Here is a 26070-nt window from a genome sequence, read left to right on the forward strand (position 1 = left end):
GGGGGGGGGGGGGGGGCCGGGGGGGGCGGGGGGCGGCCCCGGCGCGCCCCCCCCCCCCCCCGCGGCCGGACCGGCTCCCCACGCTAACGGTCGGCCTCCACCGGCGCGGACCCGGTCTGCGGACGGGCCGCCTCGGGCGCCTCGGGCGCCCCGGGGCGGCTCCGCTCGGCCCAGGCGGCCACCGGTGGTCCGGCCACGCCCAGGGCGGCGAAGAACACGCCGAGGAGCAGCCAGCCCGGCTGTCCGAGCGCCAGGACCGCGCCGGTCAGGGCCGCCGGGGCGAGCGCCTGGCCCGCGTTGAAGCCGATCCCGAACAGGCCCTGGTACTGCCCCTGGGCGTGGTCGGGCGCCAGCCCGAAGGCCAGCGCGTAGCCGCCTGAGGACTCCCACACCTCGCCGACGCTGTGGATGCCCACCGCGAGCACGGCGAGCACCGGGGCGACCCACACCGGGACGTCGGCGGTCAGCGCCATCAGCGGACAGCTGACCAGGAACAGCAGCCCGGCGAGCCGGAAGGCCCGACCTCCCTGCCGCGGGGTCTCCACCCTGGACCCGAGCCGGCTCTGGAGCAGCGCGCAGACACCGCTGTTGACGGCGTAGACCGCCGCCACCGTCCAGCGCGGCGCGTCGGTGTGGGCGCTCAGCCAGATCGGCAGCAGCAGGGAGACGGTCTGGTACTGGAAGCCCATGGCGCTGTAGAGCGCGACGAAGGACACGTACGGCCGGTCCGCCAGGACGGACCACCGGCGGTGCTCCGCGGGCCGCGGCAGCGGCGGGTAGTCCGGGACGCCCAGGAGGCCGATCAGCCCGGCGCCCGCGAAGCTGGCGGCGTTGGCGAGGATCAGCGCGGTGTAGGCGGCACGGGTGTCGATCTGGATGGCGACGGCCGCGCCCAGGGTCCCCGCGACCACGCCGAGGTTGACGTAGGTGCGCAGCCTGGCCCGGAAAGCGGCCGGGCGCTCACCGCCCGCCCGCGCGACGAGCGCACCGCCCGCCGCGCTACTCGCCGTGGCGGCCAGCCGGTCCAGTGTGGCGACGAGCGTGAACGCCGCCCAGCCGTCGATCAGGACGAAGGCCGCCATGGTCACGGCCTGCAGTGCCACGCTCACCAGCCAGACGGTGCGGGCACCGTGACGGTCGGCCAGGTTGCCCGCCGGTATGCCCGCGGCCAGCCCGCACAGGCCCGCGATCGTCAGCCCCGCACCGACCTGGACGGCGGGCAGGTGCACCACGAGCGTGAAGTAGAGCATGGCCGCGGTGTTGAACAGGCCGTTGCCCACCCTGCTGACGAAACTGGCCGCGATCAGGGCCCGTTGCGGCCCCGAGGTCGCACGGTCATCGGTCCGTTTCTCTGATCTCCTCATGATCATGCCGATCAGGCTAACAGCGGCGTTCCGCGGTGCCGATCGGCCCCGAACGGACTCCGAACGGGCGCCGCCGGAAAAGCACTTGCCCGAACGAGGCGCCGGTGCCAGCATCTGAGCCATGATCACGAGAATCGAGCCGGCCACCCACTGGTGAGCGCCGTACCCGGGCACCCGTCGCCCGACCACCGCCCCGGCCGAGGAATCCGGGTGCACCGAGGCCCAACGCACCTCCCTCCTCACCGCCCGCCTCGCCCTCCCCGACGTCGACGGCGGTCGCGGCGCGGGCCGTGACGGCGGCCCGACCGGTCGGGCATCATGGCGCGATGCCCGAACTGATCACTCCGACCGTACGGCTGCAGGCCTCGTTCCTGGCCGTGGTGGCCGAGTTCCACGCCGAACCCGGCCAGGCCGTCCCCTGGTTCGTCAAGGATGTCGACCCGGCCGCGCTGACCGACCCCGGTCCGGACGCCTTCGCCGCGTACGTCGCACGCGTGCTCGCCGAGCGGACCGAGGCGGGGATGCGCAGGGACGCGGGGGTGCCGATGACCACCCTGTGGTGGGCCGAGGGTGACCAGCTGCTGGGGCGCCTGGCCATCCGCCACCGCCTCACCCCGAACCTGGAGCGCATCGGCGGCCACATCGGCTACGACGTCCGCCCCGGCGCCCGCCGACGGGGCCACGCGACCGCGATGCTCGCCGCGGCACTGCCGGTGGCCGCCGAACTCGGCATCACCGGCGCGCTGCTGACCTGCGACAAGACCAACACGGCCTCCCGCCGCGTGATCGAGGCCAACGGCGGACGCCTGACCGCCACGGAGGGGAACAAGCTCCGCTACCTCCTACCGACCACCTGACCCCCGCGCCCCGCTCGCCCGTCAGTCCCCGCGGACCGGCCGGACGATCCGCTCGACGACGGCCGCGGCCTCCGCCGGGTGCTCCGCCAGCCACCGCCCGAGCCGCTCCTCCACGGCCCGTGCCACGCAGGCCCGCACGGCCGTGTTGCCCAGCCGGTCACGGAGGGATCCCTCGAACTCCGGCCGCTCCAAGGTCACCGACACGACCGCCGTCAGGCCCTCGACAACCCGGTCGGCGCCGAGGTCGGCGCAAGGCATGGTCAGCAGCCGCCGCTCGCGCGCGCGTAGGCGGTGACCGCCGCCACCACCCCGTCCAGGAAGCCCAGCTGATGGGTGCCGCCGCCAGGCGTGGGGCGGCAGTTGGCGAAGCTCCGGACCCGCTGCTCCGGTGCGCGGTGCCACCGCCAGGCCACCTCCATCCTCCCGGCCATCCCCGGCTCCTCCTGCGTGAAGCCGACGACCTCCGGACGAATCGGCTCGTCACCCCGCCCGTCGAGGGAGTCCAGGAAGGTGACGAAGTCCCGTGCCCCGCCCGGGAACCGGAACCGCTCCGCGCGGGGCTCGCCGGGGTACCGCTCGTCGGTCAGCGAGATGTCCAGGCCCCGGTTGAGGAAGGCGAGTTCGCGGAAGCGTTCCGCCAGAGCCTCGTAGGAGAACTCCGTCGCCCCGAAGATCTCGGCATCGGGCCGGAAGGTGACGGTGGTGCCGCTCCCGACCACCGGCCCGGCCTGGGCCAGCGGAGCGAGCGCGATCCCGCACGCGTACTCCTGGACCCAGCGGACCCCGTCGCGCCGCACCTCGGCCGTGAGTCGGCTCGCCAGGGCGTTGGTGACGGCAGGCCCCAGATCAGGGTTGCCCAGCACCACATCGTAGTGGCCACCGACTCCCAGCCGGGTCAGCACGCTCTCCAGACCGGGCCCGTCCGCGCCCCCGGCGTCGTCGACGCGGACACCCGGCCCGTCGTCGGCGATCCGCACCGCACCCCCGGGCAGGAGGGTGACGTCCACGCGGCTCGCCCGGCCGTCGAGGACGTCGTTCACCGCCCGGTCGGAGACTGCGAACACCAGCTGCCGCAGGCCCCGTTCACCCGTCGATCCGACGAACATCCCCGGCCGCTTCCGGACGGCCTCCGGCCATTCGTACACCTGGATCCGCGCGCCCACGTAGGCATTGGTCTCCGTGCTCACGATGTCCCCTCCGAAAGTGTCCGTCAGAACTCCCCCAGCCTACGAGATTTCCAGCAGAACACCAGGTCAGAGCGGGTGGACCAGAGCCGCATCCAGCCGCCTGAGCACCCGTCGGCAGGCGTTGGACCCAGGTATCGCGAACCACCACCGGAGTGCCGTCGCACCGCCGACGACGGCGCACACGGCACCGTTCCGGGCGGACCCGGGGTCCCCGATTCCGAGAATTTCCGCCTGCGGGCCGGGGCTCCGTGCTGTGGCTCCGCGCCACTGTCCCGCTCAGTCGATCGCGACCGCCTCGGCGCCGTTCTGCGCCGCGCCCTCGGCGACTGAGCCCGCCCCGGGCGCGCTCCCCGGCCACCCGGCGGCGTCTGTTCGGCCCCCGTAAACAGCGAAGGCGGGGAGGTCAGAGCCTCCCCGCCACTATCAAGGTACCGCGCCAGGGGGGCCTTGCGGCAAGGCCCCCCTCGGGGCGCACAATCGTCGACCGAGGCCGGAACCTGGCGATTCGCGCGGTTCGCACCGTACGTTGGCCGGTGTCCCGAACTGTCGGCCTCGTTCGACACTCACTGGGGGAATGTTCCGATGATCGACGTGATCGTGGTCGGCGGCGGGCCGACCGGCCTGATGCTGGCGATCGAACTGCGGCTGCAGGGCGTCCGGGTGGTCGTCCTGGAGCGGCTGGCCGAGCCGACCCCGGAGTCCCGGGGCCAGGGCCTGCACGTGCGCAGCGTGGAGATGATGGACCAGCGCGGGCTGCTGGACCGGTTCCTCGCGGAGGGCCGGAAGTTCCGGATCGGCGGCTTCTTCGGCCACATCCACAAGCCGTGGCCGGAGACCATGGACACCGCCCACGACTACGGCCTGTCCGTCGAGCAGCCGGTCACCGAGCGGCTGCTCGGCGCGTACGCCGCCGAGCTCGGCGCGGAGGTCCGGCGGGGCCAGGAGGTGGCCGGGCTCGACCAGGACGAGGACGGGGTCACGGTCGAGCTGGCGGACGGCACCCGGCTGCGCTCGCGCTACCTGGTCGGCTGCGACGGCGGCCGCAGCACGGTGCGCCGTCGGCTGGGCGTCGCCTTCCCCGGCGAGCCGTCCCGGGTCGACACCCTGCTCGCCGAACTGTCGCTGGCCGAGGACCCGGCGACCGTCGAGAAGGTGGTCGCCCGGGTCCGCCGGACCGAGCTGCGGTTCGGCGCCGTCCCCCGGGGCGAGGGGCTGTACCGGGTGATCGTGCCCGCCCCGGGCGTCGCCGAGGACCGTGCAGACGGCCCGACCCTGGAGGAGTTCCGGCAGCAGCTGCGCGCCGTCGCCGGCACCGATTTCGGGGCGCACTCGCCCCGCTGGCTGTCCCGCTTCGGCGACGCGACCCGGCAGGCGGAGCACTACCGGGTCGGCCGGGCCTTCCTGGCCGGCGACGCGGCGCACATCCACCCGCCCACCGGCGGGCAGGGCCTCAACCTCGGCATCCAGGACGCCTACAACCTCGGCTGGAAGCTCGCCGCGGCCGTCCACGGCCGGGCCACCGAAGGGCTCCTGGACAGCTACCACGCCGAGCGCCACCCGGTGGGCGCCCGGGTGCTGGCCAACACCCGCGCCCAGATGACACTGCTGGGCTCCGAGCCCGGTGCGGTCGCGCTGCGGGAGCTGCTCTCCACGCTGATGGACTTCGAGGAGGTGAACCGCTACATGACCGAGATGGTCTTCGGCGTCGGTGTCCGCTACGACTTCGGTGCGGGTCCCGAGCTGCTCGGGCGGCGGCTGCGGAACGTCCGGTTGAAGAGCGGCCGCCTGTACGAGCGGATGCACGGCGGACGGGCCCTGCTGCTCGACGCCACCGGGGGCGCCCTCTCGGTGACCGGCTGGGCCGACCGCGTCGACCACGTCACCGATCCCGCCGAGGACTTCGACGCCCCCGCAGTCCTGCTCCGCCCGGACGGCTACGTGGCCTGGCTCGGCGCGGACCAGCCGACGCTGGACGCGGCGCTGACCCGCTGGTTCGGCCCCGCCACCGCCTGAGCGGCCCCGGAGGACGCTCACTCGCCCGGCGGCTCCGGCGGCTCCGGCGACTCCAGCGGCTCCGACGGCCCCGGGTCGATCCTGAGCAGCGAGTGCTGCACCGTGCCGTCCGGCTGGTACACGGTGCGGTACAGGTACGGGTGGTCCGAGCCGGGGAGCAGCACGACGCCCTCCTCCACCAGCGGCTGCTGCTCGGCGATGGCCCGGAGCCGGTGGTCGGCGTCGGCCGGGAACTCCGGCTCCGGCGGGCGGCGGTGGCGTCCGGCCACGGCGGCGCTCCGTTCTCTCCTGGTGATTCCGGTCGTCCCCCGGTCCTTCCCGTCCTTCCTGCCCCTTCCCCTGCTCCCGGACCGTGACGCGCCCCGCCCGCCCGTTCAGGCCGGGCGGGCGGGGCGGACGGATGGACGGGGCCGACGGGCGGCGCACCGGGCCGGGGTGACTACATCGGGGCGAGCTTGATCATCGCGAATGGTGCGCCCTGCGGGTCGGCGACCACCGTCATCCGGCCGGCCACCATGTCGAAGGGCGGGGCGAGGACGGTGCCGCCGCGCTTGACCACGACGTCGGCACAGGAGTCCACGTCGTCCACCGCGAAGTAGCTCAGCCAGTGCGCCGGGGTGCCGGGCGGGTCGTTGGCGAGCAGCGAGACCCCGCCGACGGGGCGGCCGCCGACCCGCAGTTCCCAGTAGGAGTCCGCGCCCTCCGCCGGCTCGATCTCGATGCCGAAGGCCTCGCCGTAGAAGGCGGTGGCGCCGGGGACGTCACTGGTGTGGAGCTCGTTCCAGGTCAGCGCGCCGGGCTCGTTGACCACCTGGGCGCCGGAGAACTCGCCCGGCTGCCAGACGCCGAACACCGCGCCCTGCGGGTCGGCGGCGATCAGCATCCGGCCCAGCGGGCCGACGTCCATCACCGGGGCCAACAGGGTGCCGCCCGCCCCGACGATGGCGTCCTGGGTGGCCTGGGCATCGGTGGTGGCCAGGTAGCTGGTCCACACGGTGGGCGGCTCTGGCATGCCCTCGGGGGACATCGCCGGGCCGATGCCGGCTGCCGCCTTTCCGTTGAGCTCGCAGACGGCGTAGCCGCCGAACTCGGCCGGGCCGGGCTGCCCCTGCCAGCCGAAGAGGTCGCGGTAGAAGTCCAGCGCGGCCTGCTGGTCCTTCGCCATCAGGTCGACCCAGCACGGGGTGCCGGTCACGTACGGGGTAGTGACTTCGGGCATGCTCGCTCTTTCCTCTTCCTCGTGAGGTCCCCCGCCAGTCACCCTCGCGTCCCGTCCGGGGATCCGCCACCCGACACGCCGCCGCCACGCCGCCGCCACAGCGCCGCCGCGGACCCCGCCGGACCCCCTCCCCTCCACCGCCCGACCTTCACCCGTTCGGCGCAACAGGGGCTCACGAACGAGCCGGATGGGCCCCCGACCACGGGGTTTGACCGGGGCCACTCATTGTTGTGACGCTGGGCCAACACAGCGTGCACCGTTGGCTCCTGGGGAGACCGTGGACGAATCGCTCCGAATCCTTGTCACCGACGCCGATCGAGGCGCCACCACCTCCCTGCTCGCCTGGCTGCGGGCGGAGGACGAGTTGCGCGGCCGGGTCGAGCTGGAGGCCCCGCCGCCGCAGCCCGGCTCCTTGGGCACCCTCGCCGACGTGCTCACCGTCGCCGTCGGTGCCGGCGGGGCGGTGTCCGGCCTGACCAGCGCGCTGATCGCGTGGATCCGGCGCCGGGCCGGCGAGACGGTGGTCCAGGTGACCCGCGCGGACGGCAGCTCGGTCGAACTGCGGGCGACGGCGGTGCACGGCCTCGACGCGGACGGCGTCGCCGCCCTCGTCCGCGAGGTGGGCGCGTCGCTGGCCGAGCGCCCCGGACCGGCCGCCCTGCCCGCCGAAGGCGGCGCGCAGCCCGACGGCGCGCACCCGGGCAACGCGCGGCCCGGCAACGAGTAACCCGGAGATGCCCGACAAGGCGGTGAGCGGCGGCGGACTGCCCCTGGGCCTCCCCGGTGCCCGGGCCCTGGTCATCGGGACCGGCACCCACGTCCCCGGTTCCGTCCTGCCCGACGTCCCGGCCGCGGCCGCCACCGTGCACGCCGTCGCGCGGGCGCTGGTCGAGCACTGCGGCCTCGCCCCCGAGCACGTCCGGACCGTGCTCGACCCGGAGGACCCCGTCGTGCTCGGCGAGGCGCTCACCGCCGCCGCGGAGTCGGCGGACTCCGTGCTGCTCGTGTACTACGTCGGCCACGGCCTGGTCGACGACGACAACGAGCTGTACCTGGCGACCCGCGTCACCGAGCACCTCACCCGCGGCCTCGCCTACAAGGGGCTGCGCTACGCCACCCTGCGCCGCACGCTGGCCGGCTCCCGGGCCCGCTCGGTCGTGCTGGTCCTGGACTGCTGCTTCTCCGGCCGAGCCGCGCCCGTCGGCCGGGCGGGCCGTGCCTTCGAGGCCGCCCACCCCGGCGGCGGCTTCGTCCTGGCCTCCGCCGCTCCGGAGGAGCTCGCCCTCGCCCCGCTCGGCGCGGCGTACACCGCGTTCAGCGGCGAGCTGCTGCGCCTGCTGTGCGAGGGCGACCCGGTCGGCCCGCCGCAGCTGACCCTGGACGACGTCCACCGGGCCCTGTCCCGCACGCTCCGCGACCGGGGCTTCCCGGCGCCGCGCCGCCAGGCCGAGGGGCGGGCCGGCGAGCTGGTCCTGGCGCCCAACCCGGCCTACGACCCGCCGGTCGGTCCCCACCCGCCCGAGCCCCACCCCGGCGCCTGCCCGTACCGGGGCCTGGCCGCGTACGGCGCGGAGGACGCCCCGTACTTCTTCGGCCGCGAGGAGCTGACCGAGCGGCTGGTCTCCCGCGTCGCCACGCGGCTCGCCGGGGGCGGACCGCTGATGGTGGTCGGCCCGTCCGGCGCCGGGAAGTCCTCGCTGCTGCGCGCCGGGCTGCTGCCCGCGCTCGACCACGGGCTGCCCGGGGCGCTCCAGGCCTGGCGCTGGGCGCGCGTGGTGCTGACCCCGGGCGAGCGGCCGGTGACACGGCTCGCCCACGCCCTGGCCGAACTGGCCGAACTGGCCGAACTGGCCGATCCGGGTGAACCGGGTGAACCGGACGGGCCCCGCCACCGCGGTCCCGAGGCGATCCGCGCCGAGCTGATGGCCGCGCCGGAGTCGGTCCTCGCCCGGCTGCCCGCCGACGGGACCCGGCCCGTCCTGGTGGTGGACCAGTTCGAGGAGCTGTTCACCGCCTGCACCGACGAGCGCGAGCGGGAGGTCTTCGTCGCGGCCCTGTCCGCCGCCTGCACCCGGGGCCCGGAGCCGGACGCCTTCCCCCGGGCGGTGGTGCTACTGGGGCTGCGCGCCGACTTCTACGGCCACTGCGCGGCGTACCCGGCACTGGCGGAGGCGCTGCAGGACGGCCAGGTGCTGGTCGGCCCGATGCGGACCGGCGAACTGCGCGACGCCGTCGAGAAGCCCGCGCTGCTCGCCGGACTGAGCCTGGAACCCGGCCTGGTCGACCTGCTGCTGCGCGACCTGCGCACCGGCGGCGACCGCCCGCGCGGGCCCGGGGCCGCGCTGCCCCTGCTGTCGTACGCGCTGCTGGCCACCTGGCAGAAGCGCGCGGGCCGGGTGCTCACCATGGCGGGCTACCAGGCCTCGGGCGGCATCTGGGGCGCGGTCGCCCAGACCGCGCAGGCCACCTACGACGCCCTGGACGCCGACGGTCGCCGGGCCGCCCGGCAGCTCCTGCTGCGCATGGTGCACGTGGTCGACGGCGCCGAGGACACCCGCCGCCGGGTCCCGCTCGCCGAGCTCGGCCTCGACGCGGACCCGGCCGCACAGGCCGCCCTCCGCGCGCTCGTCGGGGCCCGGCTGGTCGTCGCCGACGACGGCCACGCCGAACTCGCCCACGAGGCGGTGCTGCGCGCCTGGCAGCAGCTGCGGGACTGGATCGAGCACGACCGGGCCGGCCTGCAGCTGCGCCAGCGGCTGCACGACGCGGCGGACGCCTGGGAGCGGGACGGGCGCGACGAAGGAGCCCTGTACCGGGGCGTCCGGTTGGCCGCCGCCGTGCAGTGGGTCGAGGAGTCGGCCCAGCGGCACGGGACCACCCCCGTGGCGCGGGAGTTCGTCGCCGCCGGGCAGGCCCGGCAGGCCGCCGAACGCCGCGCCGAACGACGCCGCACCACCCGGCTGCGCGCCCTGTCCGGCGTGCTGGCCGTGCTGTTGACGGTGGCGGTCGCCGGGGTCGGCACGGCGGCCTGGCAGAACCGGATCGCCCATGAGCAGCGGGACCTCCTCGCCTCCAAGGTGGGGGCCCAGGCGGCCGGCCGGATCCGGACCACCGATCCGACCTTGGCACTCCAACTCGCCCTGTCCGCACGGCACATCGCGGACACCCCGGAGGCGCGCGGCAGCCTGTTCGACTCGGCGCTGGCACCGTACTCCACGCCGGTCGCCGAGCCCACCGGCACCGTACGGAACCTCGCCCACAGTGCCGAACGGCACCTGCTGGCCAGTACGGGCAGCGACCGGAGCGTCCGGCTCTGGGACCTCTCGGATCCCCGGGACACGAAACCCCTCTCGACCACCCGGACCGGCACCGGCCATGCGGGCCTCGCGCTGAGCCCGGACGGCCGGCTGCTCGCGGCCGAGGACACGGACACGTCGGTGCGCCTGTGGAACGTGACCGACCCCACCCGTCCGGAGGCCCTCGCCCTCCTGCCCGACAGCTCCGGCGCGCTCGCCCTCAGCCCGGACGGGCACCGGCTGGCCGTGCTCGGCCAGACCGGTTCCTCGCTCTGGGACCTCACCGACCCGCGGCACCCCGTCCGGTCCGCTGCCCTGCCCACCGCCACCGGTACGCCGCAGTCCGGCGCGTTCAGCTCGGACGGCCGGCTGCTCGCGCTCCTGCACGGCGAGTCCGAGGACTCCACCACCGTCCAGCTGTGGAACGTCGCCGACCCGTCAAAACCCGCGCTCACCGGCAGCATCGCCGACAGCCACGGACTCGGCCTGGCGTTCAGCCCCCGGGCACCGCTGTTGGCCCTCGGCAGGAACGGCCGGGGCGTGGGCCTGTGGGACACCACCGACCCGGCCAAGCCCGCCCCCGTCAACCAGGCCTCCTACGACACCTCGGCCCCGGTGGCGATCGACTCCCAGCAGACCGTGGCGGCCCTGGCCTTCGCCCCGGACGGCCGGACCCTGGCGTTCGGCTCCTCCCGTTCGGACGAGTACTTCACCGGCCACGCCGAGACGGTGGACCTCCGCGACCCGCACTCCCCGGTCGGCGTCGTCGACTACCCCACCTCGGAGACCGTGTACGCGGTCGCGCTCGACGACCGCGGCTCGTCCCTGCTCAGCGCCGGCACGACCCTCCGGCGCTGGCACCCGGCACCGGCCACCGTGCTCTCCGACACCGGCGCCTACGGGAACTTCACCCAGGACGGCCGCACCCTCGCCTGGGCCTTCGACCCACCGCCCGGGCGCAGTACCGACGGCGCCCGGCAGTACCGCCTGTGGCGGACCGACGGCCCCTACGACACCCGGCAGGCCGGGACGTTGACGGGCCTGAACGGGGGGACGGTCCGCGCCGTCGACGACCACACCCTGCTCACCTACAGCGACGTCGCGGCCCCCCTCCTGTGGGACGTCTCCGACCCGGACCACCCCCGCCGGGGCGGCACGCTCAACGCGCTCTCCGAACCCCTGGACCACACCGGTGTGCTCTCCGACTTCATGACGGACCTGGACGCCCGGAACGGACTGGTCGTGGCCAACGGCCGCGACGGCCGGATCCACGTGTGGGACGCCTCCGACGCGAGCGCCCCGAAGGAGCTCTCCACCTTCTCCTCCCCCCAGCCGCCCGGCCAGCTCCACCTCGTCAACCGCAAGCTGGTCTCCCTGGACCGGATGAACAGCCACCGGATCAGCGTCTGGGACCTCGGCGACCCCGCGCATCCGACGGCCGCCCCGCCGATCGACCTCGACACCAACGTGGCCCAGGCGGACGAGGCCCAGAACCGGCTCGCGATCGCCCTGGCCAAGATCCCCGGCTCCAACCCCAAGACCATCCAGCTCTGGGACCTCGCCGACCCCCGGCACCCCGAGCACGGCGCCCTCCCGGAAGCGCCCGTCACCGACTTCGCGTTCAGCCACGACGGGCGCACCCTCGCGGTGTCGAACGACAGCACCGTCGACCTGTGGGACGTCAGCGACGTCCACCGCCCGCAGCGGGCCGGCTCCCTCGTCGCCCAGAAGCAGTTCAACCTCGAGTTCAGCCCGGACAACCGGCTGCTCATCAGCAGGGCCCTGGCCGAACGGGACACCCTCCTCAACGGCGGGCAGATCCACCTCTGGGAGGTCGCCGACCCGCACGCCCCGACCGAGATCGCCGTGCAGGCCCCCAAGCACTACGTCCCCGCCCTCGGGTTCAGCCCCGACGGCAGGAGCCTCCTGATCAGCCAAGCCGCCGGGGACAACGACCCGAGCCGGGTCACCATCCTCGACCCCGACATCGACCGCCTCACCCGCCACCTCTGCGACGTCGCGGGCGCCACCATCACCGAGGCCCAGTGGAAGCAGTACTTCCCCGGCACCCCCTACGACCGGCCCTGCGGCTGACACCCACCCCGACGTTCTCCGCCCCACCACACTCCCCGGGAGCCGCCATGGACACCGTCACCCCCCGAACCGGCGAGGAGGCGGCCGCCCTGGCCGCGCTCGGCAGCCGGGTGCTCGCCGAGGCGGGGCACGGGGACATGGTCTGGGGGCACCTGGCGGTCCGCGATCCGGACGGGCGCGGGGTGTGGATGAAGGCCTCGGGCTGGGGCCTGGAGGAGATCGACCGGGACCGGGTGCTGCTGGTCTCCTGGGACGGCGAGCGACTCGCGGGCGGCGAGCGGCTCGACGGCGGCGGTCGGGTGCACCTGGAGTACCCGATCCACACCGAGGTGCTGAAGGCCCGCCCGGACGTGCACGTCTCGCTGCACACCCACTCGGGCACCGTCAACGCCTTCTCCTCGCTGGGCGAGCCCTTGCGGCCACTGAGCCACGACGGGGTGCCCTTCGCCGAGCACGGCCTGCCGCGCTTCGGCGCGACCGCCGACCTGGTCCGCACCGCGGAGCTGGGCCGGGCCCTGGCCGCCGACCTCGGTGCCGCCCGGGCCTGTCTGATGCCGCAGCACGGCCTGCTCACCGTCGGCCGGGACGTCGCCCACGCGGTGATGTACGCCGTACTGCTGGAACGGGCCTGCGGCCTCCAGCTCACCGCTCGCGCGGCGGGCGGCCCGCGTCACTGGACCGGCCACCGGGAGAGTCTGGAGAAGGACGCGTCCGTCTGGCCGTCCAGCCAGATCGAGGCCGGCTGGCGCTACTGGGTACGGCGGACCGATCACCCCTGACCTCAGGGGACGTGAACCTCTGTCGGCTCCGAATCCGGGCTCGCTCATGCTGACTTGGAGTCAACTCACCGACCCCGTCGACCATTCCACGCCCCGGGCGGATCAGGGCGCTTCGGCACGGAGGGCGGCGCTGGTCGCCAGGGTGGTGTAGGGCATGGTGAAGCGGCCGCCCAGGGCGTCGACGGCCGCGCCGACCGCGTCCAGGACCTCGGCCAGCGGGGCGGGTCGGAGCCCGGTGAGGCCGCCGGTGGTGGGGAGCAGGTCCAACCACTGGTCGCGTGTGTAGGACCGCTCCCAGGCGAAGCTCCACTGCTCCGGTTCGGCGAACCGCCCGGTCGCGCGGATGTCGTCGGCGGTCCTCGCGTACCCCGCGCGGTACAGCTCCAGCGGACGCCGGGCCGGCCGGTCGCCGAACGGGGAGTCGGGTACCACCCGCCGGAAGGCCGCGGCGAACGGCTCGGCCACCTCGGCCGGCGGCTCGAAGACGTGGCCGAAGATCGTCAGGCGGCCCTTCGGGCGCAGCAGCCGGGCCGCCTTCGCCGCGCCGACGGCCGGGTCGACCCAGTGCCACGCCTGGCCGACGACCACGGCATCGAAGGTCCGACCGGCGGGCTCCCATGACTCGAAGGTCGCCACCTCGACCCGCAGGCCGCGGGCCCGCGCCAGGGCGGCCATCCGCGGGTCCGGGTCGATCCCGAGCACGGCGCAGCCGGCGGCCTGCAACTGACGGGCCGCGATGCCGGTCCCGCAGCCGACGTCGAGCACATCGACCACGTCGGGCACATCGGGCACGTCGGGCGCATCGGGCGCATCGGGCCCGGGGCTCCCCGCGACGATGCGCGCCACCAGTTCGTCGGGGTACGGAGGGCGGGCCCGGTCGTAGCGCTGCGCCTCCGCTCCGAAGGACTCGGCCACCTGCCGAGCCCGGTGGGGTTGCACCGACGCCGCCAACTGCGCCTGTTCCGGGCGCCCTTGCTGTCCGTGCGGTAAAGTGGGCATGCGCCCACCGTAGTGGGCAAGCGCCCACATGCCAAGCGACCGCCAGACTTCTGGCACCGGAGGGGGTCCGCACGTGCCGACCGGGGTACACCTGCGCGACGCGCGCCAGCAGCTGTTCGACGCCGCCGAACGCATCCTGCTGCGGGACGGCCCGAACGGGCTCACCAGCCGGGCCGTCACCGACGAGGCGGCCTGCGCCAAGGGTGTGCTGCACCGGCACTTCGCCGACTTCGACGCCTTCCTCACCGAACTGGTGATCGACCGGGCCGCGCAGCTCGAAGCCCACGCCCGGGCCCTGCGCGACTCCGTCGGCACCGGCACCGTGGCCGACAACCTCACCACCGCGCTGACCAGCCTGTTCGGCCCGGTCCCGGTGGCGATCATCCCGCTCATCACCTTCCGGGACGAGCTGCGCGCACGCCTGCGGCAGGCCATGCCGGGCGGCGGCATCGCGATCCTCTCCCAGGTCGCCGCGGCGGTCTCCGCCTACCTGACGGAGGAACGCGCGGCGGGCCGCATCGCGGCCGACGCCGACATCGACTCGCTCACCCTCTCCCTCGTCGGCGGCGGCCACCTCCTCTTCGCGGACCGGGACCCCGGCCCACCCACCACGGAGACCGTCCACCAGCTGGTGACCACCGCCCTCGCCGACGTCCTCCACCGACGGCCCCGCTGACATGGCGATCGAAACGGAAGCGGTACGGGCGCAGTTGGCGAGCGCGGGGCAGGCCGCCCTGGGCGGTGGCCGACGGCTCGCCGCCGTGCGGCGGCTGGCGGGCGGCAGCAAGAAGGGCGTCTACCGCCTGCTGATGGACGACGCCACCACGGCCGTCGCCTACCGCTGGGACCGCAGCGAGAACTACTGGCCGGCGGCCGAGGGCGACGACGACCTCGCCGACCCGTTCTCCCCCGGACTCGGCCTCGACCTGTTCGAGGCCGCGCACGCCCGCCTGACCGGGCTCGGCGTCCGCGTCCCCGCGATCCGACTGGTCGACCGCGAGGGCGCGCACGGTCCGGCCGACCTGGCCGTGGTCGAGGACGTCCGGGGCGAGAGCCTGGAAGACCTGCTCGCCCGCGACCGGCGGGCCGCGGCCCCGGTGCTGGCCCGGCTCGGCGAGGCGCTGGAGGCGATGCGCGGCCACCGCGCGCCCGGCTACGGCAAGGTGGCGGTGGTCGACGAGGGCGGCCGCTCGCACGGGAGGTCCTGCGAAGAGGTCGTCCTCACCCGCGCCCGGCGGGACCTCGCCGAGGCGGCGGCGCGCGATCCCCGCGTGGCGCAGGCCCGTGACCAACTGGCGGCGCGACTGTCGGCGCTGGCCGAGGCCGTCCGGCCGCGCGCTGAACATGCTGTGGTGCACGGCGAGTTGGGGCCCGACCACGTCCTGGTCGACCCGGCCGGACAGCCCGTGGTGATCGACATCGAGGGCACGATGTACTTCGACGTCGAGTGGGAGCACGTCTTCCTGCGGATCCGGCTGCACGAGGACTACCGGCCGCTGGAGCCGGCCGGGCTGGACGAACACAGGCTCGCCCTCTACCTGCTGGCGCAGCGGCTCTCGCTGACCGCGGGCCCGCTCCGGCTGCTCGACGGGGACTTCCCCGACCGGGCGGCGATGGCGGCCATCGCCGAGTACAACCTGAACCGCGCGCTGGACCTGGCCCGCTGAGGGACGGTCCGGTGTGCGGCAGGGCCGCCACGCGGAGGGCTCGCCCGCACGTCACACCCCCCGCGTGGCGGAAATCGTCACCTTCGTGTCCTTGCTGCCATCGGGCCGTGCGGCCAGGCTGGAGGGGTGAGCAGTCCACGCATCGTCTTCGCGGTCTTCCCCGAGTTCCAGATCCTCGACCTGACCGGCCCCCACGAGGTCTTCACCCACGCCGGGCGCCTGACCGGCGGCGTCGTCATCGAGACGGTGGCCGCGACGCCCGGCCCGTTGCCCTCCAGCGGCGGACTCGCCGTCTCCCCGACCCTGACGATCGACGAGTTCGACCGACGCGCCGAGCACCGCGCGCACGGCGCAGCCGACGCCCCCGTGGACACCCTCGTGGCGGTCGGCGGGGCGGGCGTGCAGCAGGCCTGCGAGGACCGCCGCTTCGTCGACTGGTTCACCCGCACCGCCCGCCACGCGCGCCGGACCGCCTCGGTCTGCACCGGGGCGTTCCTGCTCGGCGCCGCCGGGCTGCTGGACGGGCGGCGCGCGGTCACCCACTGGTCGCGCTGCACCGATCTGGCCGACCAGTACCCGCTGGCCACCGTGGACCCGGATCCGATCTTCGTGCGCGACGGCGAGCTGTGGACCTCGGCCGGGATCACCGCGAGCATGGACCTCGCGCTCGCCATGACGGAGGCCGACCACGGCCCGGAGGTGTCCCGCGCGATCGCCCGTCAGCTGGTGATGTTCGTCCAACGCCCGGGCGGACAGGCGCAGTTCAGTGCCCAGCTGGCGGCCCAGCGGCCGGAGCGGGCCCCGCTGCGGGAGGTCCTCGACTGGATCTCCGACCACCCCGACGGCGACCTGGGCGTCCCCGCCCTGGCCGCCCGGGCCGCGATGAGCGAGCGGAACTTCACCCGGGTCTTCCGCGCGGAGACCGGCCGCACGCCCGCCGCGTACGTGGAGAGCGTCCGGATCGAGGCCGCCAGACGACTGCTGGAGAGCACCACCGCGACCCTCGACGCCGTCGCCCACTCCTGCGGCTTCGGCACCGTCGAGACCCTGCACCGCAGCTTCCGGCGCACCCTGCGCGTCACCCCCGGCGAGTACCGCCGGCACTTCTCCCACTGGTGACGGCCCGTAGCGGGGCCTACGGCGCGAAGGTGAACTGCGGCCTCGGCTTGAGGCTCTTGAGGCACAGCAGGTACTTGTCGCTGCCGTGCTTGTAGGTGAAGTAGCTGTCGGCGTCGGGGTACTTCCGGCACTCCGTCTCACCGTCGTTGGAGTCGTCCGCCCGGCCCACGACCCGGGCGTCGGCCTGCGGGTCGGAGCAGGGAACCACCTTGAGGTCCGGGTTCTTGTCGTCCAGACCGGGGATGGCGATCACGTTGCTGTTGTGGACGCAGTCGCCGGCCTTGGCGAACTCCGGGTCGTCCTTCAGGAGCACGAAGAGCAGCGTGGCCAGGACGGCGGGGATGAGCACCCCGACGATCGTGGGCCGCAGGTAGACCGGCTTGCCCGGGTCCATCGGCGTGCCGGGGCCGCCGGGCAGCGGCTCGGCGAGCTTGTTGATCTTCGAGCGCTGCGGGATGTTGAGCAGCATGACGATCGGGTTGATGATCATCGACGGGATGCCCCACCAGCCCTGCCACAGGCTGTCGGAGGTCATCTCCCGGTGCGTGGCGATGCCGCAGTCGCGGCAGTACGGGCCCCGGCGCTTGAGGTAGCGCAGGACGACGATGAAGCCCTGGTGCCCGCGGATCGTGGCGTTCACGGCCGGGACGGAGCCGCAGACGGCGCAGGTGAGCTGCCCCTCGCCGTAACCGGGCGCCGCTTCCTGAACCGGGACGGCGGAGGCGGTCTCCGTGGGCGCAGCGGGCACGGCGGGCACAGCAGGCGCAGCAGGCGCAGCAGGCGCGGTGGCTTCGGCGGGCCCGGTGGCGTCGGGCAGCTCGGCAGACTGAGTGGAAATGGTGGATCCCCCGTGGTGATCAAGAAAGTTCGCCGGGGAAACCTATCGCCCCTCGAACACCAAGACCGGACCATGGGGGCGCCAAGGAGCGGAAGGTCACCGAACCGTGATCCCAAATCGGTCGTTCGCCGTCGAATTCCGGCGACGCCCGTCCCAAGGCCCCGGGCTCCCCTGGCACCCCGAACTCCCCTGGCTCAGTGGTACCAGGTGCGGATCTTGGCCGCGGTCTCCCGGACGTCGGCGTTCCCGGCCCGGATCCGGGCGGCCAGTTCGACGGCCTGCTTGGAGTCGGCCGTGACGATGACGCCGGAGGCGCTCAGGTAGGAGGCGGCCACCACGGCGGCGAAGTGCTCGTTGGCGGACTCCAGCGCCGGGACCCGGATCAGCTGGTGCATCAGGGCGGCCGCCCGCTGGTGCACGGCGCCGTAGACCGGCACCTCCATCACCTCGTCGGCGTGCCGGGCCACGGCGGCGGCCAGGGTGCCGTAGTCGGTGACGTCCGGGTCGCTCGGCAGGAACTGGTGCGCGATGTCGAGCAGCCAGACCCGGTCGATCCGCAGGATCACGCGGCGTCCGCCGTGGCGTCGCGGGTGCTGCGCGGGTACGGCCCGAACTCCTCCTCGAACGCGGGCCCCCAGGCCTGGGCGAAGTGGGCGGCGGCGGTGAGGAACCGCTCGCGCCGCTCGTCCGCCTCCTCCGCCAGCACCTTGCGCGCGTAGTCGGGCAGGCTCATCCCGGCGGCCTCCGCGCGCTGCTCCAGGGCCTCGTGCACGGCGTCGTCCAGTCGGACGTTCAACTGCTTCATGGCGGTGAGCGTAGCCCCAGCTACGGATCGCTACAAGGCGGCCTCGGCACTCCGACCGCTGGCACGGGACGCCGCCGGGCCGTGTTCGACCCGGACCTCCAGGGCCGGCCAGTGCGCCGCCCACCGGGCCAGCCGCTCCGCGTCCGGGAGGCCCTGCGGGACCAACGCGGCGTCCGGGTGGAAGGTCACGCAGGTGCCGGTGGTGCCGTCGGGCTCGATCGGGTCGAGGCCGGTGACGGGGAGGCCGTGCTCGTAGCGCTGCGTCCAGGCGCCGTTGAGCCGGCGGTTGGTGTGGAGCAGCCGGGTGCTGAGCGCCGCGACCACCGACATGCCCCGGCGCGGGTGCCCGTCCGGGAGCAGCTCCGCGCCGGGGTCGTCGAAGAAGCGCAGGTCCTTGGTCGCCATGACCGGCTTCTTGACCGCCTCGCCGTGCTCGTCGACCCGGGTGTCGGTGCCCCGGCCGTCGTCGCGGACCGAGACCGCGCCGTCGGCGTGCAGGGTGACCACGCACCGGCCGGTGCCGCGCGCGGCCGCCTCGTCGCCCGGGTAGGCGAGCACCTCCAGCACCAGGTGCGCCACTCCGCCCGGTGCCAGGCCGCCCGCCCCCGCGCGGATCCCGGCGAGGTGCTCGGCGTCCACGGCGGCCGCCCAGTCGTGGGTGGTGTTGGTCCAGGTGTCCTTCGGGGTCGCGTCCATCCGAGGAGTATGCCCCAGCGCCCGGCGGCCGCCCACCATGGCTGTCCAGCACCGGCCGACCCCCAACACGCCGCGCCGGTAGGAAAGTTGCCGGACGGCCGCACGGGGGCGTCCGCTCACCCGGTGACGAGCCGTCGGCCGCTGATCTCGGCCGGGCGGATCCGGACCCAGCGGGGCCGGTCGCCGCCGGCCCAGGGGGCCGCGCCGGGCAGCCCGTCGAGGCGCTGCAGTTCGGCCGGGTCGTCGACGTACCGCGCCGTACCGAGGGCGAGCACGCTCCAGCCGCGCCCCAGGTACTCGTCGATGCGGTCGACCTGGAAGGACACCTGTGCCCCCGACTCCGGCGCGGTGGCGGTGCGTTCACCGGTGCGGTAGGCGAAGGAGGCCTGGTCGACCACGTAGTTGACGGGGTAGACCGCCGGGCCCGGGCGCACCGGCAGGCCGATCCGGCCGATCCCGTGGGTGCCGACCAGCTCCCAGCACTCGGCGTCGGTGAGGTCGAGCAGGCGGGGTCGGGGGCCGGGCCCTTCGTGGCCGGGCGGGGCGTCCGCGCGGCCGGCCACGAGCTCCTCCCGACTGAGGCCGAGGGCGGCGGCGATCCGGACGAAGCCGCCGGGGTCGAAGGCGGGTCCGGCTTCGAGCAGGTGGCGCAGGTACTGCGGGGCCATCGCGGCCCGCTGGGCCAGGGCGTCCTCGGTGAGGCCGAGTTGACCGAGGCGTTCGGCGATCCGGCGGGCCACGACGGCGGGGTCGGGATCGGCGGTGGGATCGGCATCGGGGGTGCGGTCGGGATCGGGGGTGCGGTCGGGATCGGGAGTGTCGTTCACGGTGGTGGCTCCTCGGCTCGCCAAGGGGGGTGCCCGGACCGGTGTCCGGGCGGTGACCAGGCCGGATCCATCCAAGCGTCCGGCCCACCCCGAGTCGAGGAACGGCAGCGCCCCGTGCGTGTCGGAGAACCCCGGGGCGGGCCCGCGGGGCCCCGACCTTGATCACCCGTCCGCCGCCTGCGATCATCCCCCTGACGCGGACTCAAGTCCGCTTCGCGACAACGGGGAACAACGGGGAAGCAAGGAGACACATCCGTGATCGTCGTGACGGGTGCCACCGGTACGGTCGGCTCGAGGGTCGTCGTCGGACTGCGCGAACGCGGGCTGGCGGTGCGGGCCCTGGTGCGCGGCGGGTCGGCGGGCCCGGCCGAGTGGGACGCGGGGGTCGAGCGGGTCGCCGCCGACTTCACCGACCCGGTCTCGCTGGACGCCGCCCTGGACGGGGCCGACACCGTCTACCTGCTGGTCGCCGTGCATCCGGAGATGGCCCAGCACGAGCGCAACGTGATCGACGCCGCCGTGCGCACCGGCCGCCGGCCGCGGATCGTGCTGCACGCGGCCGCCGGCGTCGAGTACCGGCCGGAGGGGGTGCGCTTCGTCGGCTCGCACGTCACGGGCCTGGACCACCTCAAGGACTCCGGCCTGCCGTGGACCGTCCTCGGCCCGAACGGCTTCCACCAGAACTTCCTCGGCACGGCCCCGACCGTCAAGGCCGGCCACCTGGCCGTGCCGGGCGGCGAGGGCGCGGTGGCGTACGTGGACGCCCGGGACGTCGCGGCGGCCGCCGTCGAGGTGCTGGCCACCGAGGGCCACGAGGGCGCGGTCTACACCCTGACCGGCCCGGCCGCACTCACCCACGACGAGGTGGCCGAGCAGCTGTCCGCCGCCGCGGGCCACCCGGTCGCCTACGCCGCGCTCACCCCGGAGGTCGCCCTCGACGGCCTGCTGAACATGGGCTGGGACCGGTGGCGGGCCGAGGGCATGGTCGAGCTGTACGGGCTGTACGCGGCCGGGCTGGCCTCGACGGTCAGCCCGGACGTCGAGAAGCTGACCGGCCGTCCGCCCCGCTCCTTCGCCGAGTTCGCCGCCGAGCACGCGGACGCCTTCCGCGCCTGAGCCGCCCGCGCCGTTCCCGTCCCCGGGCCCCCGGGGGCGGGAACGGGGACGGGGACGGACCACCGCCCCCGACACCACCTCTCCCGGCGCCACCGCAGATCGTCAACTCACCGTCAAGATCCCTGCACAGCCCTTACCGTGCCGTCCGGCCGGGCGCATACTGTGCTGCGCGCGGCGAGCGCCCGGCGACAGGGCCACACCGGACCCGGCCCGGCCGCACCGCGACGGGGAGCAGGTGGAACTGGCGTGGCAGCACTCGTGATCGTGGCCGTGGTCGTCCTCTTCTTGCTGACGACCGGCGTGCGGGTGGTCCAGCAGTACGAGCGCGGTGTGGTGTTCCGGCTCGGCCGGGTGCGCGGGACGGTCCGCGAGCCGGGCCTGACGCTGCTGATCCCGGTGCTCGACAAGATGCGCAAGGTGAACGTCCAGGTGGTCACCATGCCGGTGCCCACCCAGGAGGGCATCACCAAGGACAACGTGTCGGTGAGCGTGGACGCGGTGCTGTACTTCCGCGTGATCGAGCCGATCAGGGCCACCGTGGACGTGCAGAACTACAACTTCGCCATGCTGCAGGTCGCCCAGACCTCGCTGCGCTCGATCATCGGCAAGAGCGAGCTGGACGACCTGCTGTCCGGCCGGGAGAACCTCCACCACGACCTGGAGGTCATGCTGGAGAGCCCCGCGTCGGGCTGGGGCGTGCACATCGACCGGGTGGAGATCAAGGACGTCAGCCTGCCCGACTCGATGAAGCGCTCGATGGCCCGCCAGGCCGAGGCGGACCGCGAGCGCCGGGCCCGTATCATCACCGCGGACGGCGAGTTCCAGGCCGCCGCCAAGCTTGCCGAGGCCGCGGCCACGATGTCCGCGACGCCGGCGGCCCTCCAACTGCGCATGCTGCAGACGGTGGTCGAGGTGGCGGCGGAGAAGAACTCGACGCTGGTGCTGCCGTTCCCGGTGGAGATGCTGCGGTTCTTCGAGGCCTCCGCGAACCGGCTCGCCGAGGGGGCCCCACCGGCCCCCGCACCCGCCGTCCCCACGCAGGCACGCGACGCCGAACCCGCCGCTCCGGTCGACGGCAGCTGACGTCCGGCCGGCCCGGAAAGTTCCCGGGCCGGCCATAGCTTGGCTCTATGAGGTCATAGATCGACACCGCCTACACCTCCGCGCGGCCAGCGGGTTGGCTGCAAGGGTCCAGACCATTCGGCCCGCTCCGTCCACCCGGAGGATTCACCCGCATGACCCGCTCGATCCGAGTCGCCATCGTCGGAGCCGGCCCCGCCGGGATCTACGCCGCCGACGCCCTGCTCAAGTCCGACGCCGCGAAGGCGCCCGGCGTCTCGATCGACCTGTTCGAACGGATGCCGGCCCCGTTCGGCCTGATCCGCTACGGCGTGGCCCCCGACCACCCGCGGATCAAGGGCATCGTCACCGCCCTGCACCAGGTCCTCGACAAGCCCCAGGTCCGCCTGTTCGGCAACGTCGACTACCCGACCGACCTCACCCTGGACGACCTGCACCGCCACTACGACGCCGTGGTCTTCTCCACCGGCGCGATGGCGGACCGCTCGCTCGACCTCCCGGGCATCGACCTGGACGGCTCCTACGGCGCCGCGGACTTCGTCTCCTGGTACGACGGCCACCCGGACGTGCCGCGCACCTGGCCGCTGGAGGCCGAGAAGGTCGCCGTCCTCGGCGTCGGCAACGTCGCCCTGGACGTCGCCCGAATCCTCGCCAAGACCGCCGACGAGCTGCTGCCCACCGAGATCCCCCCGAACGTGTACGAGGGCCTCAAGGGCAACCGCGCCGTCGAGGTCCACGTCTTCGGCCGCCGCGGCCCGGCCCAGGCCAAGTTCAGCCCGATGGAGCTGCGCGAGCTGGACCACTCGCCCACCATCGAGGTCATCGTCAACCCCGAGGACATCGAGTACGACGAGGGCTCGATCGCCGAGCGCCGCGCCGTCAAGCACGTCGACCTGGTCGCCGCCACCGTCGAGAACTGGGCGATCCGCGACGTCGGCGACCGCCCCCACCGGGTCTACCTGCACTTCTTCGAGTCCCCGGTCGAGGTCCTCGGCGAGGACGGCAAGGTCGTCGGCCTGCGCACCGAGCGCACCGAGCTCGACGGCACCGGCAACGTGCGCGGCACCGGCCGGCACACCGACTGGGACGTCCAGTCGGTCTACCGCGCCGTCGGCTACTACTCCGACGAGCTGCCCAAGCTGCCCTTCGACCCGGTCTCCGGCACCGTCCCGCACCAGGCCGGCCGCGTCCTGGACGGCGACGGCTCGCACGTCACCGCCGTCTACGTCACCGGCTGGATCAAGCGCGGCCCGGTCGGCCTGATCGGCCACACCAAGGGCGACGCCAACGAGACCGTCGCCTGCCTGCTGGAGGACCACGCCACCGGCCGGCTGCCCGGCGCCACCGAGCCCGACCCGGCGGCGATCGAGGAGCACCTGCGCGCCCGCGGTGTCCGCTACACCACCTGGGACGGCTGGAAGCAGCTCGACGCCCACGAGCGGGAGCTCGGGCAGGCCGAGGACCGCGAGCGCGTCAAGGTCGTCGAGCGCGAGGACATGCTGCGCCACAGCGGGGCCTGAGGCGCGTCGGCGGTCACCGGCGGACGATCGGCAGCAGCACCTCGTCGACGATCTCCGCCGGGTCCAGCTCCACGGCGCCCCCGCCGCACAGCTTGATCCGGTAGAGCATCAGCGCCGGCACCACGTCGGTGACCAGCGGGCTGACCGCCCCGGGGCGGACCTCGCCCCGGGCGGTGCCCCGGTCGAGGACCTCGGCGATCAGCGCGGTGGTCGGGTCGACCACCTGCTCCTGCACCAGCTCCAGGAAGACCCGGGCCCGCTGGTGGTCGATCTCGCTCATGATGGCGCGGACGGCGGCGCCCAGGTCGCTGAACATCGCGGCGCGCAGCCCGGCCACCACCTCCAGGAGGTCCCCGCGCAGGCTCCCGGTGTCCGGGGCCGGCCGGGCCGGCGGCAGGGCGGCCCGCAGGGCGTCCATCACCAGCTCCTCCTTGGAGGACCACCGCCGGTAGAGGGCGGCCTTGCCGGTCTGAGCCGCGGCGGCCACGCCCTCCATGGTCAGCCGGGCGTAGCCGTCGGTGGTGAGCTGCTGGAGGGCCGCCCCGTAAATGGCGCTCTCCAGCGCCTCCCCGCGCCGACGGACCGGGGTGCCGGCCGCGTGCACGGTCCCGCCCTCGGCGGTTCGGACTTCAGCGGACATCGCTGCACACCTTCCGGGGACTCCCTGTTCACCAGGCCTACCGCCAATGTTAGTGAACGAATCCGTTCCCTCCCAAGCACCGTACGCGGTTCGGCCCCCGGCGCCGGCCTGCGGCTCCGGGGGCCGGCGGGGCACGGGCTCAGCGGTCGGCCTGGTAGGCGTTGAGCTTGCTCAGCGGGCCGTAGCTGCCGTCCTGGTAGACCGGCTGCATCTGGACGTCGCCGTAGATCTGGAACAGCTTCTTCGCCGGGTCGGCGGTGGTCGGGTTGCAGTTCGGGAAGCCGGTGTACCAGTAGATGCTGGCCACGCCGTCGCCCTGCACGGGCGGCGAGCTTCATGGTCTCAAGTCCCTTTGCTCGATGGTGGAGTTCGTCCGGTGCCTCGACGAAGCCGCCGACGCCACCAACTAGCGCACCGGCCACCACCAGCCGCAAATCCCATGAAGCAATCAGCTGACCCGTCTACCTACGGACCGGTTCGTGCGCCGCCCCTGCTCTGTTGGAACGACTCCCGGGCCCGTCGCCCGGCCGTCGGCGGGCGGTTCCGCTACCAACGAGGGACGCCCCCCATCGAAAGGCGGCCCCCTTCGTGCCCGTCCCCACCACCTTCGACCAGAGCGCGACCGGCTACAGCCTCGCCCACGCCTACTGGCTGGCCAGGGCGTCGGACCTCGCCTACCAGAACGACGCCACCATCGACCGGCAGGCCCGGGACTGGGGCTTCGACACCGTGCGCCACCACGACACCCGGTTCACCCCGCCGTTCCCGCTCCAGGACACCCAGGCCTACACCATGGCGAGCGACCGGATGATCGTGGTCGCCTTCCGCGGCACCGAGCCCAAGGAGCTCCGCGACTGGCTCACCGACTCCACCACCCCGCCCTGGCCGGGCCCCGCCGGCACCGGCTACGTCCACTACGGCTTCGCCGAGGCCCTGGACTCGATCTTCCCGGACGTCCTCAAGGCCCTCACCGAACTCCGCACCGACGGGCAGACCGTCTGGCTCACCGGCCACAGCCTCGGCGGCGCCCTCGCCATGCTGGCCGCCGCCCGCCTCCACCTGGAGGACCCCCGGCTGACGGCCGACGGCGTGTACACCTTCGGCCAGCCCCGCACCTGCGACCGGCTGCTCACCGCCGCGTACGACCGGGCCTTCCACGGCCGGAACTACCGCTTCGTCAACAACAACGACATCGTCCCCCAGCTGCCGCCCGAGCCGGCCTTCACCCACGTCGGCGCCCTGCGCTTCATCGACTCGGCCGGGACGGTCCACGAGGGCGCCAGCGGCCTGCTCTCCGGCCTCGCCAACCGGGCCAAGGGCTTGACCTCCGCCGCCTTCGAGCCCACCGGCGAAGGCGTCCGCGACCACTTCATGCGCAACTACCTGACGGCATTGGAGAAGAACCTGTGACCGCCCGCCTCGCCAAGACCGCCCTCGCCCTGCTGCTCACCGTCGGCCTCGCCCCGGCCGCCGTGCCCGCGCACGCCGTCACGGCCACCCGGGCCCCGGCCGCGCTCCTCCAGCCGCCGCTGCCGCTCGAAGCCTTCCCGCCGCAGGTGGCCCAGGCCTGCGAGACCTGGCGCCAGCTGGAGTGGCCGGCCACCCCGGAGCCCATCACCTACCGCCTCCCGGACGGCGAGTTCATCCGCGGCGGCAACCCGTACGGCAACCGCAGCGGCGATCTGCCGCACGCCACCACCTACCACGAGTACGACGTCAACCCCCGCCCCACCGCCAACACCCACCGGGACGCCGAGCGCATCGTCCGCGACACGGTCTCCAAGCGGGTCTACTACACCGCCGACCACTACGCCGACTTCCGCGAGATCTCCTACGGCTGCTGACCCGCAGCCCGCCCCGGGCGCCCCCCCCCCCCCCCCCGGGGGGGCCCCCCCCCGGGGGGGCCCCCCAGCGGCGGGCTCCCCCGCGGGGGGGGGGGGGCCCCCCGCGCGCG

26 protein-coding genes are annotated in these 26070 nt (G+C 74.3%); 13 read left to right on the plus strand and 13 right to left on the minus strand.

All coding sequences use genetic code 11. The features are described 5' to 3' along the window. Positions 1–83: 83 nt before the first annotated feature. A complete protein-coding gene (locus ACFWXO_RS04690) occupies positions 84–1370 on the minus strand; it encodes an MFS transporter (protein WP_380522211.1) in 1287 nt (428 codons plus the stop codon). A 320-nt stretch (positions 1371–1690) separates the two neighbouring features. On the opposite strand from ACFWXO_RS04690, the gene ACFWXO_RS04695 reads away from it, so the two are divergent. Then, positions 1691–2221, plus strand: a complete 531-nt coding sequence (locus ACFWXO_RS04695) for a GNAT family N-acetyltransferase (protein WP_380522213.1) — start codon at positions 1691–1693, stop codon at positions 2219–2221. Between the two features lie 21 nt (positions 2222–2242). Here ACFWXO_RS04695 and ACFWXO_RS04700 read toward each other — a convergent pair whose 3' ends face one another. Further along, on the minus strand, positions 2243–2479 hold the full coding sequence (locus ACFWXO_RS04700; protein ID WP_380522216.1) for a hypothetical protein: 237 nt from the start codon (positions 2477–2479) through the stop codon (positions 2243–2245). 2 nt (positions 2480–2481) lie between these two features. Next, positions 2482–3408 carry a DNA gyrase subunit B gene (locus ACFWXO_RS04705; protein WP_380522218.1) on the minus strand — a complete coding sequence of 309 codons (927 nt, stop codon included), beginning with the start codon at positions 3406–3408 and terminating at the stop codon, positions 2482–2484. A gap of 582 nt (positions 3409–3990) precedes the next feature. Between ACFWXO_RS04705 and rox the strand changes: the two genes are divergently transcribed. Continuing rightward, on the plus strand, positions 3991–5421 hold the full coding sequence (rox, locus tag ACFWXO_RS04710; protein ID WP_380522220.1) for a rifampin monooxygenase: 1431 nt from the start codon (positions 3991–3993) through the stop codon (positions 5419–5421). Between the two features lie 17 nt (positions 5422–5438). On the opposite strand, the gene ACFWXO_RS04715 is transcribed toward rox, so the two are convergent. Together ACFWXO_RS04715 and ACFWXO_RS04720 are read right to left on the minus strand one after the other, a co-directional pair. Continuing rightward, positions 5439–5690, minus strand: a complete 252-nt coding sequence (locus tag ACFWXO_RS04715) for a hypothetical protein (RefSeq protein WP_380522222.1) — start codon at positions 5688–5690, stop codon at positions 5439–5441. Between the two features lie 170 nt (positions 5691–5860). After that, positions 5861–6640, minus strand: a complete 780-nt coding sequence (locus tag ACFWXO_RS04720) for a VOC family protein (RefSeq protein WP_380522224.1) — start codon at positions 6638–6640, stop codon at positions 5861–5863. A 277-nt stretch (positions 6641–6917) separates the two neighbouring features. Here ACFWXO_RS04720 and ACFWXO_RS04725 point away from each other — a divergent pair, with 277 nt between their 5' ends. The 3 genes from ACFWXO_RS04725 to ACFWXO_RS04735 are packed head-to-tail and all read left to right on the plus strand — an operon-like array spanning position 6918 to position 12809. Beyond that, positions 6918–7367 (plus strand): hypothetical protein, encoded by a 450-nt coding sequence (locus ACFWXO_RS04725; RefSeq protein WP_380522226.1) that lies wholly within the window; start codon positions 6918–6920, stop codon positions 7365–7367. A gap of 7 nt (positions 7368–7374) precedes the next feature. Next, positions 7375–12030, plus strand: coding sequence for an AAA family ATPase (locus ACFWXO_RS04730; RefSeq protein ID WP_380522228.1), 4656 nt, complete (start codon positions 7375–7377; stop codon positions 12028–12030). A 47-nt stretch (positions 12031–12077) separates the two neighbouring features. Next, positions 12078–12809 (plus strand): class II aldolase/adducin family protein, encoded by a 732-nt coding sequence (locus ACFWXO_RS04735; protein WP_380522231.1) that lies wholly within the window; start codon positions 12078–12080, stop codon positions 12807–12809. Between the two features lie 102 nt (positions 12810–12911). Here the strand turns inward: ACFWXO_RS04735 and ACFWXO_RS04740 are convergent, their stop codons facing one another. Further along, positions 12912–13808: a class I SAM-dependent methyltransferase gene (locus ACFWXO_RS04740; RefSeq protein ID WP_380522233.1), complete on the minus strand. Its 897-nt coding sequence runs from the start codon at positions 13806–13808 to the stop codon at positions 12912–12914. 73 nt (positions 13809–13881) lie between these two features. Here ACFWXO_RS04740 and ACFWXO_RS04745 point away from each other — a divergent pair, with 73 nt between their 5' ends. From ACFWXO_RS04745 to ACFWXO_RS04755, 3 genes are all read left to right on the plus strand, one after another. Next, on the plus strand, positions 13882–14484 hold the full coding sequence (locus ACFWXO_RS04745; protein WP_380522235.1) for a TetR family transcriptional regulator: 603 nt from the start codon (positions 13882–13884) through the stop codon (positions 14482–14484). Between the two features lies 1 nt (position 14485). Further along, positions 14486–15475 (plus strand): phosphotransferase family protein, encoded by a 990-nt coding sequence (locus ACFWXO_RS04750; RefSeq protein ID WP_380522237.1) that lies wholly within the window; start codon positions 14486–14488, stop codon positions 15473–15475. 126 nt (positions 15476–15601) lie between these two features. After that, the gene (locus ACFWXO_RS04755; RefSeq protein ID WP_380522238.1) at positions 15602–16594 is read left to right on the plus strand and encodes a GlxA family transcriptional regulator; all 993 of its coding nucleotides are present in this window, start codon (positions 15602–15604) and stop codon (positions 16592–16594) included. A 16-nt stretch (positions 16595–16610) separates the two neighbouring features. Here the strand turns inward: ACFWXO_RS04755 and ACFWXO_RS04760 are convergent, their stop codons facing one another. The 5 genes from ACFWXO_RS04760 to ACFWXO_RS04780 form a co-directional block, all read right to left on the minus strand. Continuing rightward, the gene (locus tag ACFWXO_RS04760; protein WP_380522240.1) at positions 16611–17342 is read right to left on the minus strand and encodes a hypothetical protein; all 732 of its coding nucleotides are present in this window, start codon (positions 17340–17342) and stop codon (positions 16611–16613) included. Between the two features lie 284 nt (positions 17343–17626). Beyond that, entirely contained in the window at positions 17627–17998 is a 372-nt protein-coding gene (locus ACFWXO_RS04765) for a fic family toxin-antitoxin system, toxin component (protein ID WP_380399960.1), read from the minus strand. After that, complete coding sequence (locus ACFWXO_RS04770; protein WP_350508867.1) at positions 17995–18237, minus strand: plasmid mobilization protein; 243 nt, start codon at positions 18235–18237, stop codon at positions 17995–17997. The genes ACFWXO_RS04765 and ACFWXO_RS04770 overlap by 4 nt, the downstream gene beginning before the upstream one ends. A 30-nt stretch (positions 18238–18267) precedes the next feature. Then, positions 18268–18933 (minus strand): ATP-binding protein, encoded by a 666-nt coding sequence (locus ACFWXO_RS04775; RefSeq protein WP_380522242.1) that lies wholly within the window; start codon positions 18931–18933, stop codon positions 18268–18270. Between the two features lie 116 nt (positions 18934–19049). Next, entirely contained in the window at positions 19050–19760 is a 711-nt protein-coding gene (locus ACFWXO_RS04780; RefSeq protein WP_380522244.1) for a helix-turn-helix domain-containing protein, read from the minus strand. A 255-nt stretch (positions 19761–20015) separates the two neighbouring features. Between ACFWXO_RS04780 and ACFWXO_RS04785 the strand changes: the two genes are divergently transcribed. The 3 genes from ACFWXO_RS04785 to ACFWXO_RS04795 all read left to right on the plus strand — a co-directional run bounded on the left by ACFWXO_RS04785 (position 20016) and on the right by ACFWXO_RS04795 (position 23476). Continuing rightward, complete coding sequence (locus ACFWXO_RS04785; RefSeq protein ID WP_380522246.1) at positions 20016–20876, plus strand: NAD(P)H-binding protein; 861 nt, start codon at positions 20016–20018, stop codon at positions 20874–20876. Between the two features lie 246 nt (positions 20877–21122). Further along, complete coding sequence (locus ACFWXO_RS04790) at positions 21123–21959, plus strand: slipin family protein (RefSeq protein WP_380522248.1); 837 nt, start codon at positions 21123–21125, stop codon at positions 21957–21959. A gap of 152 nt (positions 21960–22111) precedes the next feature. Next, complete coding sequence (locus tag ACFWXO_RS04795; protein ID WP_360231420.1) at positions 22112–23476, plus strand: FAD-dependent oxidoreductase; 1365 nt, start codon at positions 22112–22114, stop codon at positions 23474–23476. 13 nt (positions 23477–23489) lie between these two features. Here the strand turns inward: ACFWXO_RS04795 and ACFWXO_RS04800 are convergent, their stop codons facing one another. Together ACFWXO_RS04800 and ACFWXO_RS04805 are read right to left on the minus strand one after the other, a co-directional pair. Next, positions 23490–24116 (minus strand): TetR-like C-terminal domain-containing protein, encoded by a 627-nt coding sequence (locus tag ACFWXO_RS04800; RefSeq protein ID WP_380522250.1) that lies wholly within the window; start codon positions 24114–24116, stop codon positions 23490–23492. Between the two features lie 139 nt (positions 24117–24255). After that, positions 24256–24423, minus strand: coding sequence for a hypothetical protein (locus tag ACFWXO_RS04805; RefSeq protein ID WP_380522253.1), 168 nt, complete (start codon positions 24421–24423; stop codon positions 24256–24258). Between the two features lie 281 nt (positions 24424–24704). Here ACFWXO_RS04805 and ACFWXO_RS04810 point away from each other — a divergent pair, with 281 nt between their 5' ends. Both ACFWXO_RS04810 and ACFWXO_RS04815 read left to right on the plus strand, forming a co-directional pair. Continuing rightward, positions 24705–25526 (plus strand): lipase family protein, encoded by an 822-nt coding sequence (locus tag ACFWXO_RS04810; RefSeq protein WP_380522255.1) that lies wholly within the window; start codon positions 24705–24707, stop codon positions 25524–25526. Next, positions 25523–25960 (plus strand): ribonuclease domain-containing protein, encoded by a 438-nt coding sequence (locus ACFWXO_RS04815; protein WP_380522257.1) that lies wholly within the window; start codon positions 25523–25525, stop codon positions 25958–25960. The genes ACFWXO_RS04810 and ACFWXO_RS04815 overlap by 4 nt, the downstream gene beginning before the upstream one ends. Positions 25961–26070: the final 110 nt, after the last annotated feature.

Source organism: Kitasatospora sp. NPDC059088 (genome assembly GCF_042738155.1).
Lineage (GTDB): Bacteria > Actinomycetota > Actinomycetes > Streptomycetales > Streptomycetaceae > Kitasatospora.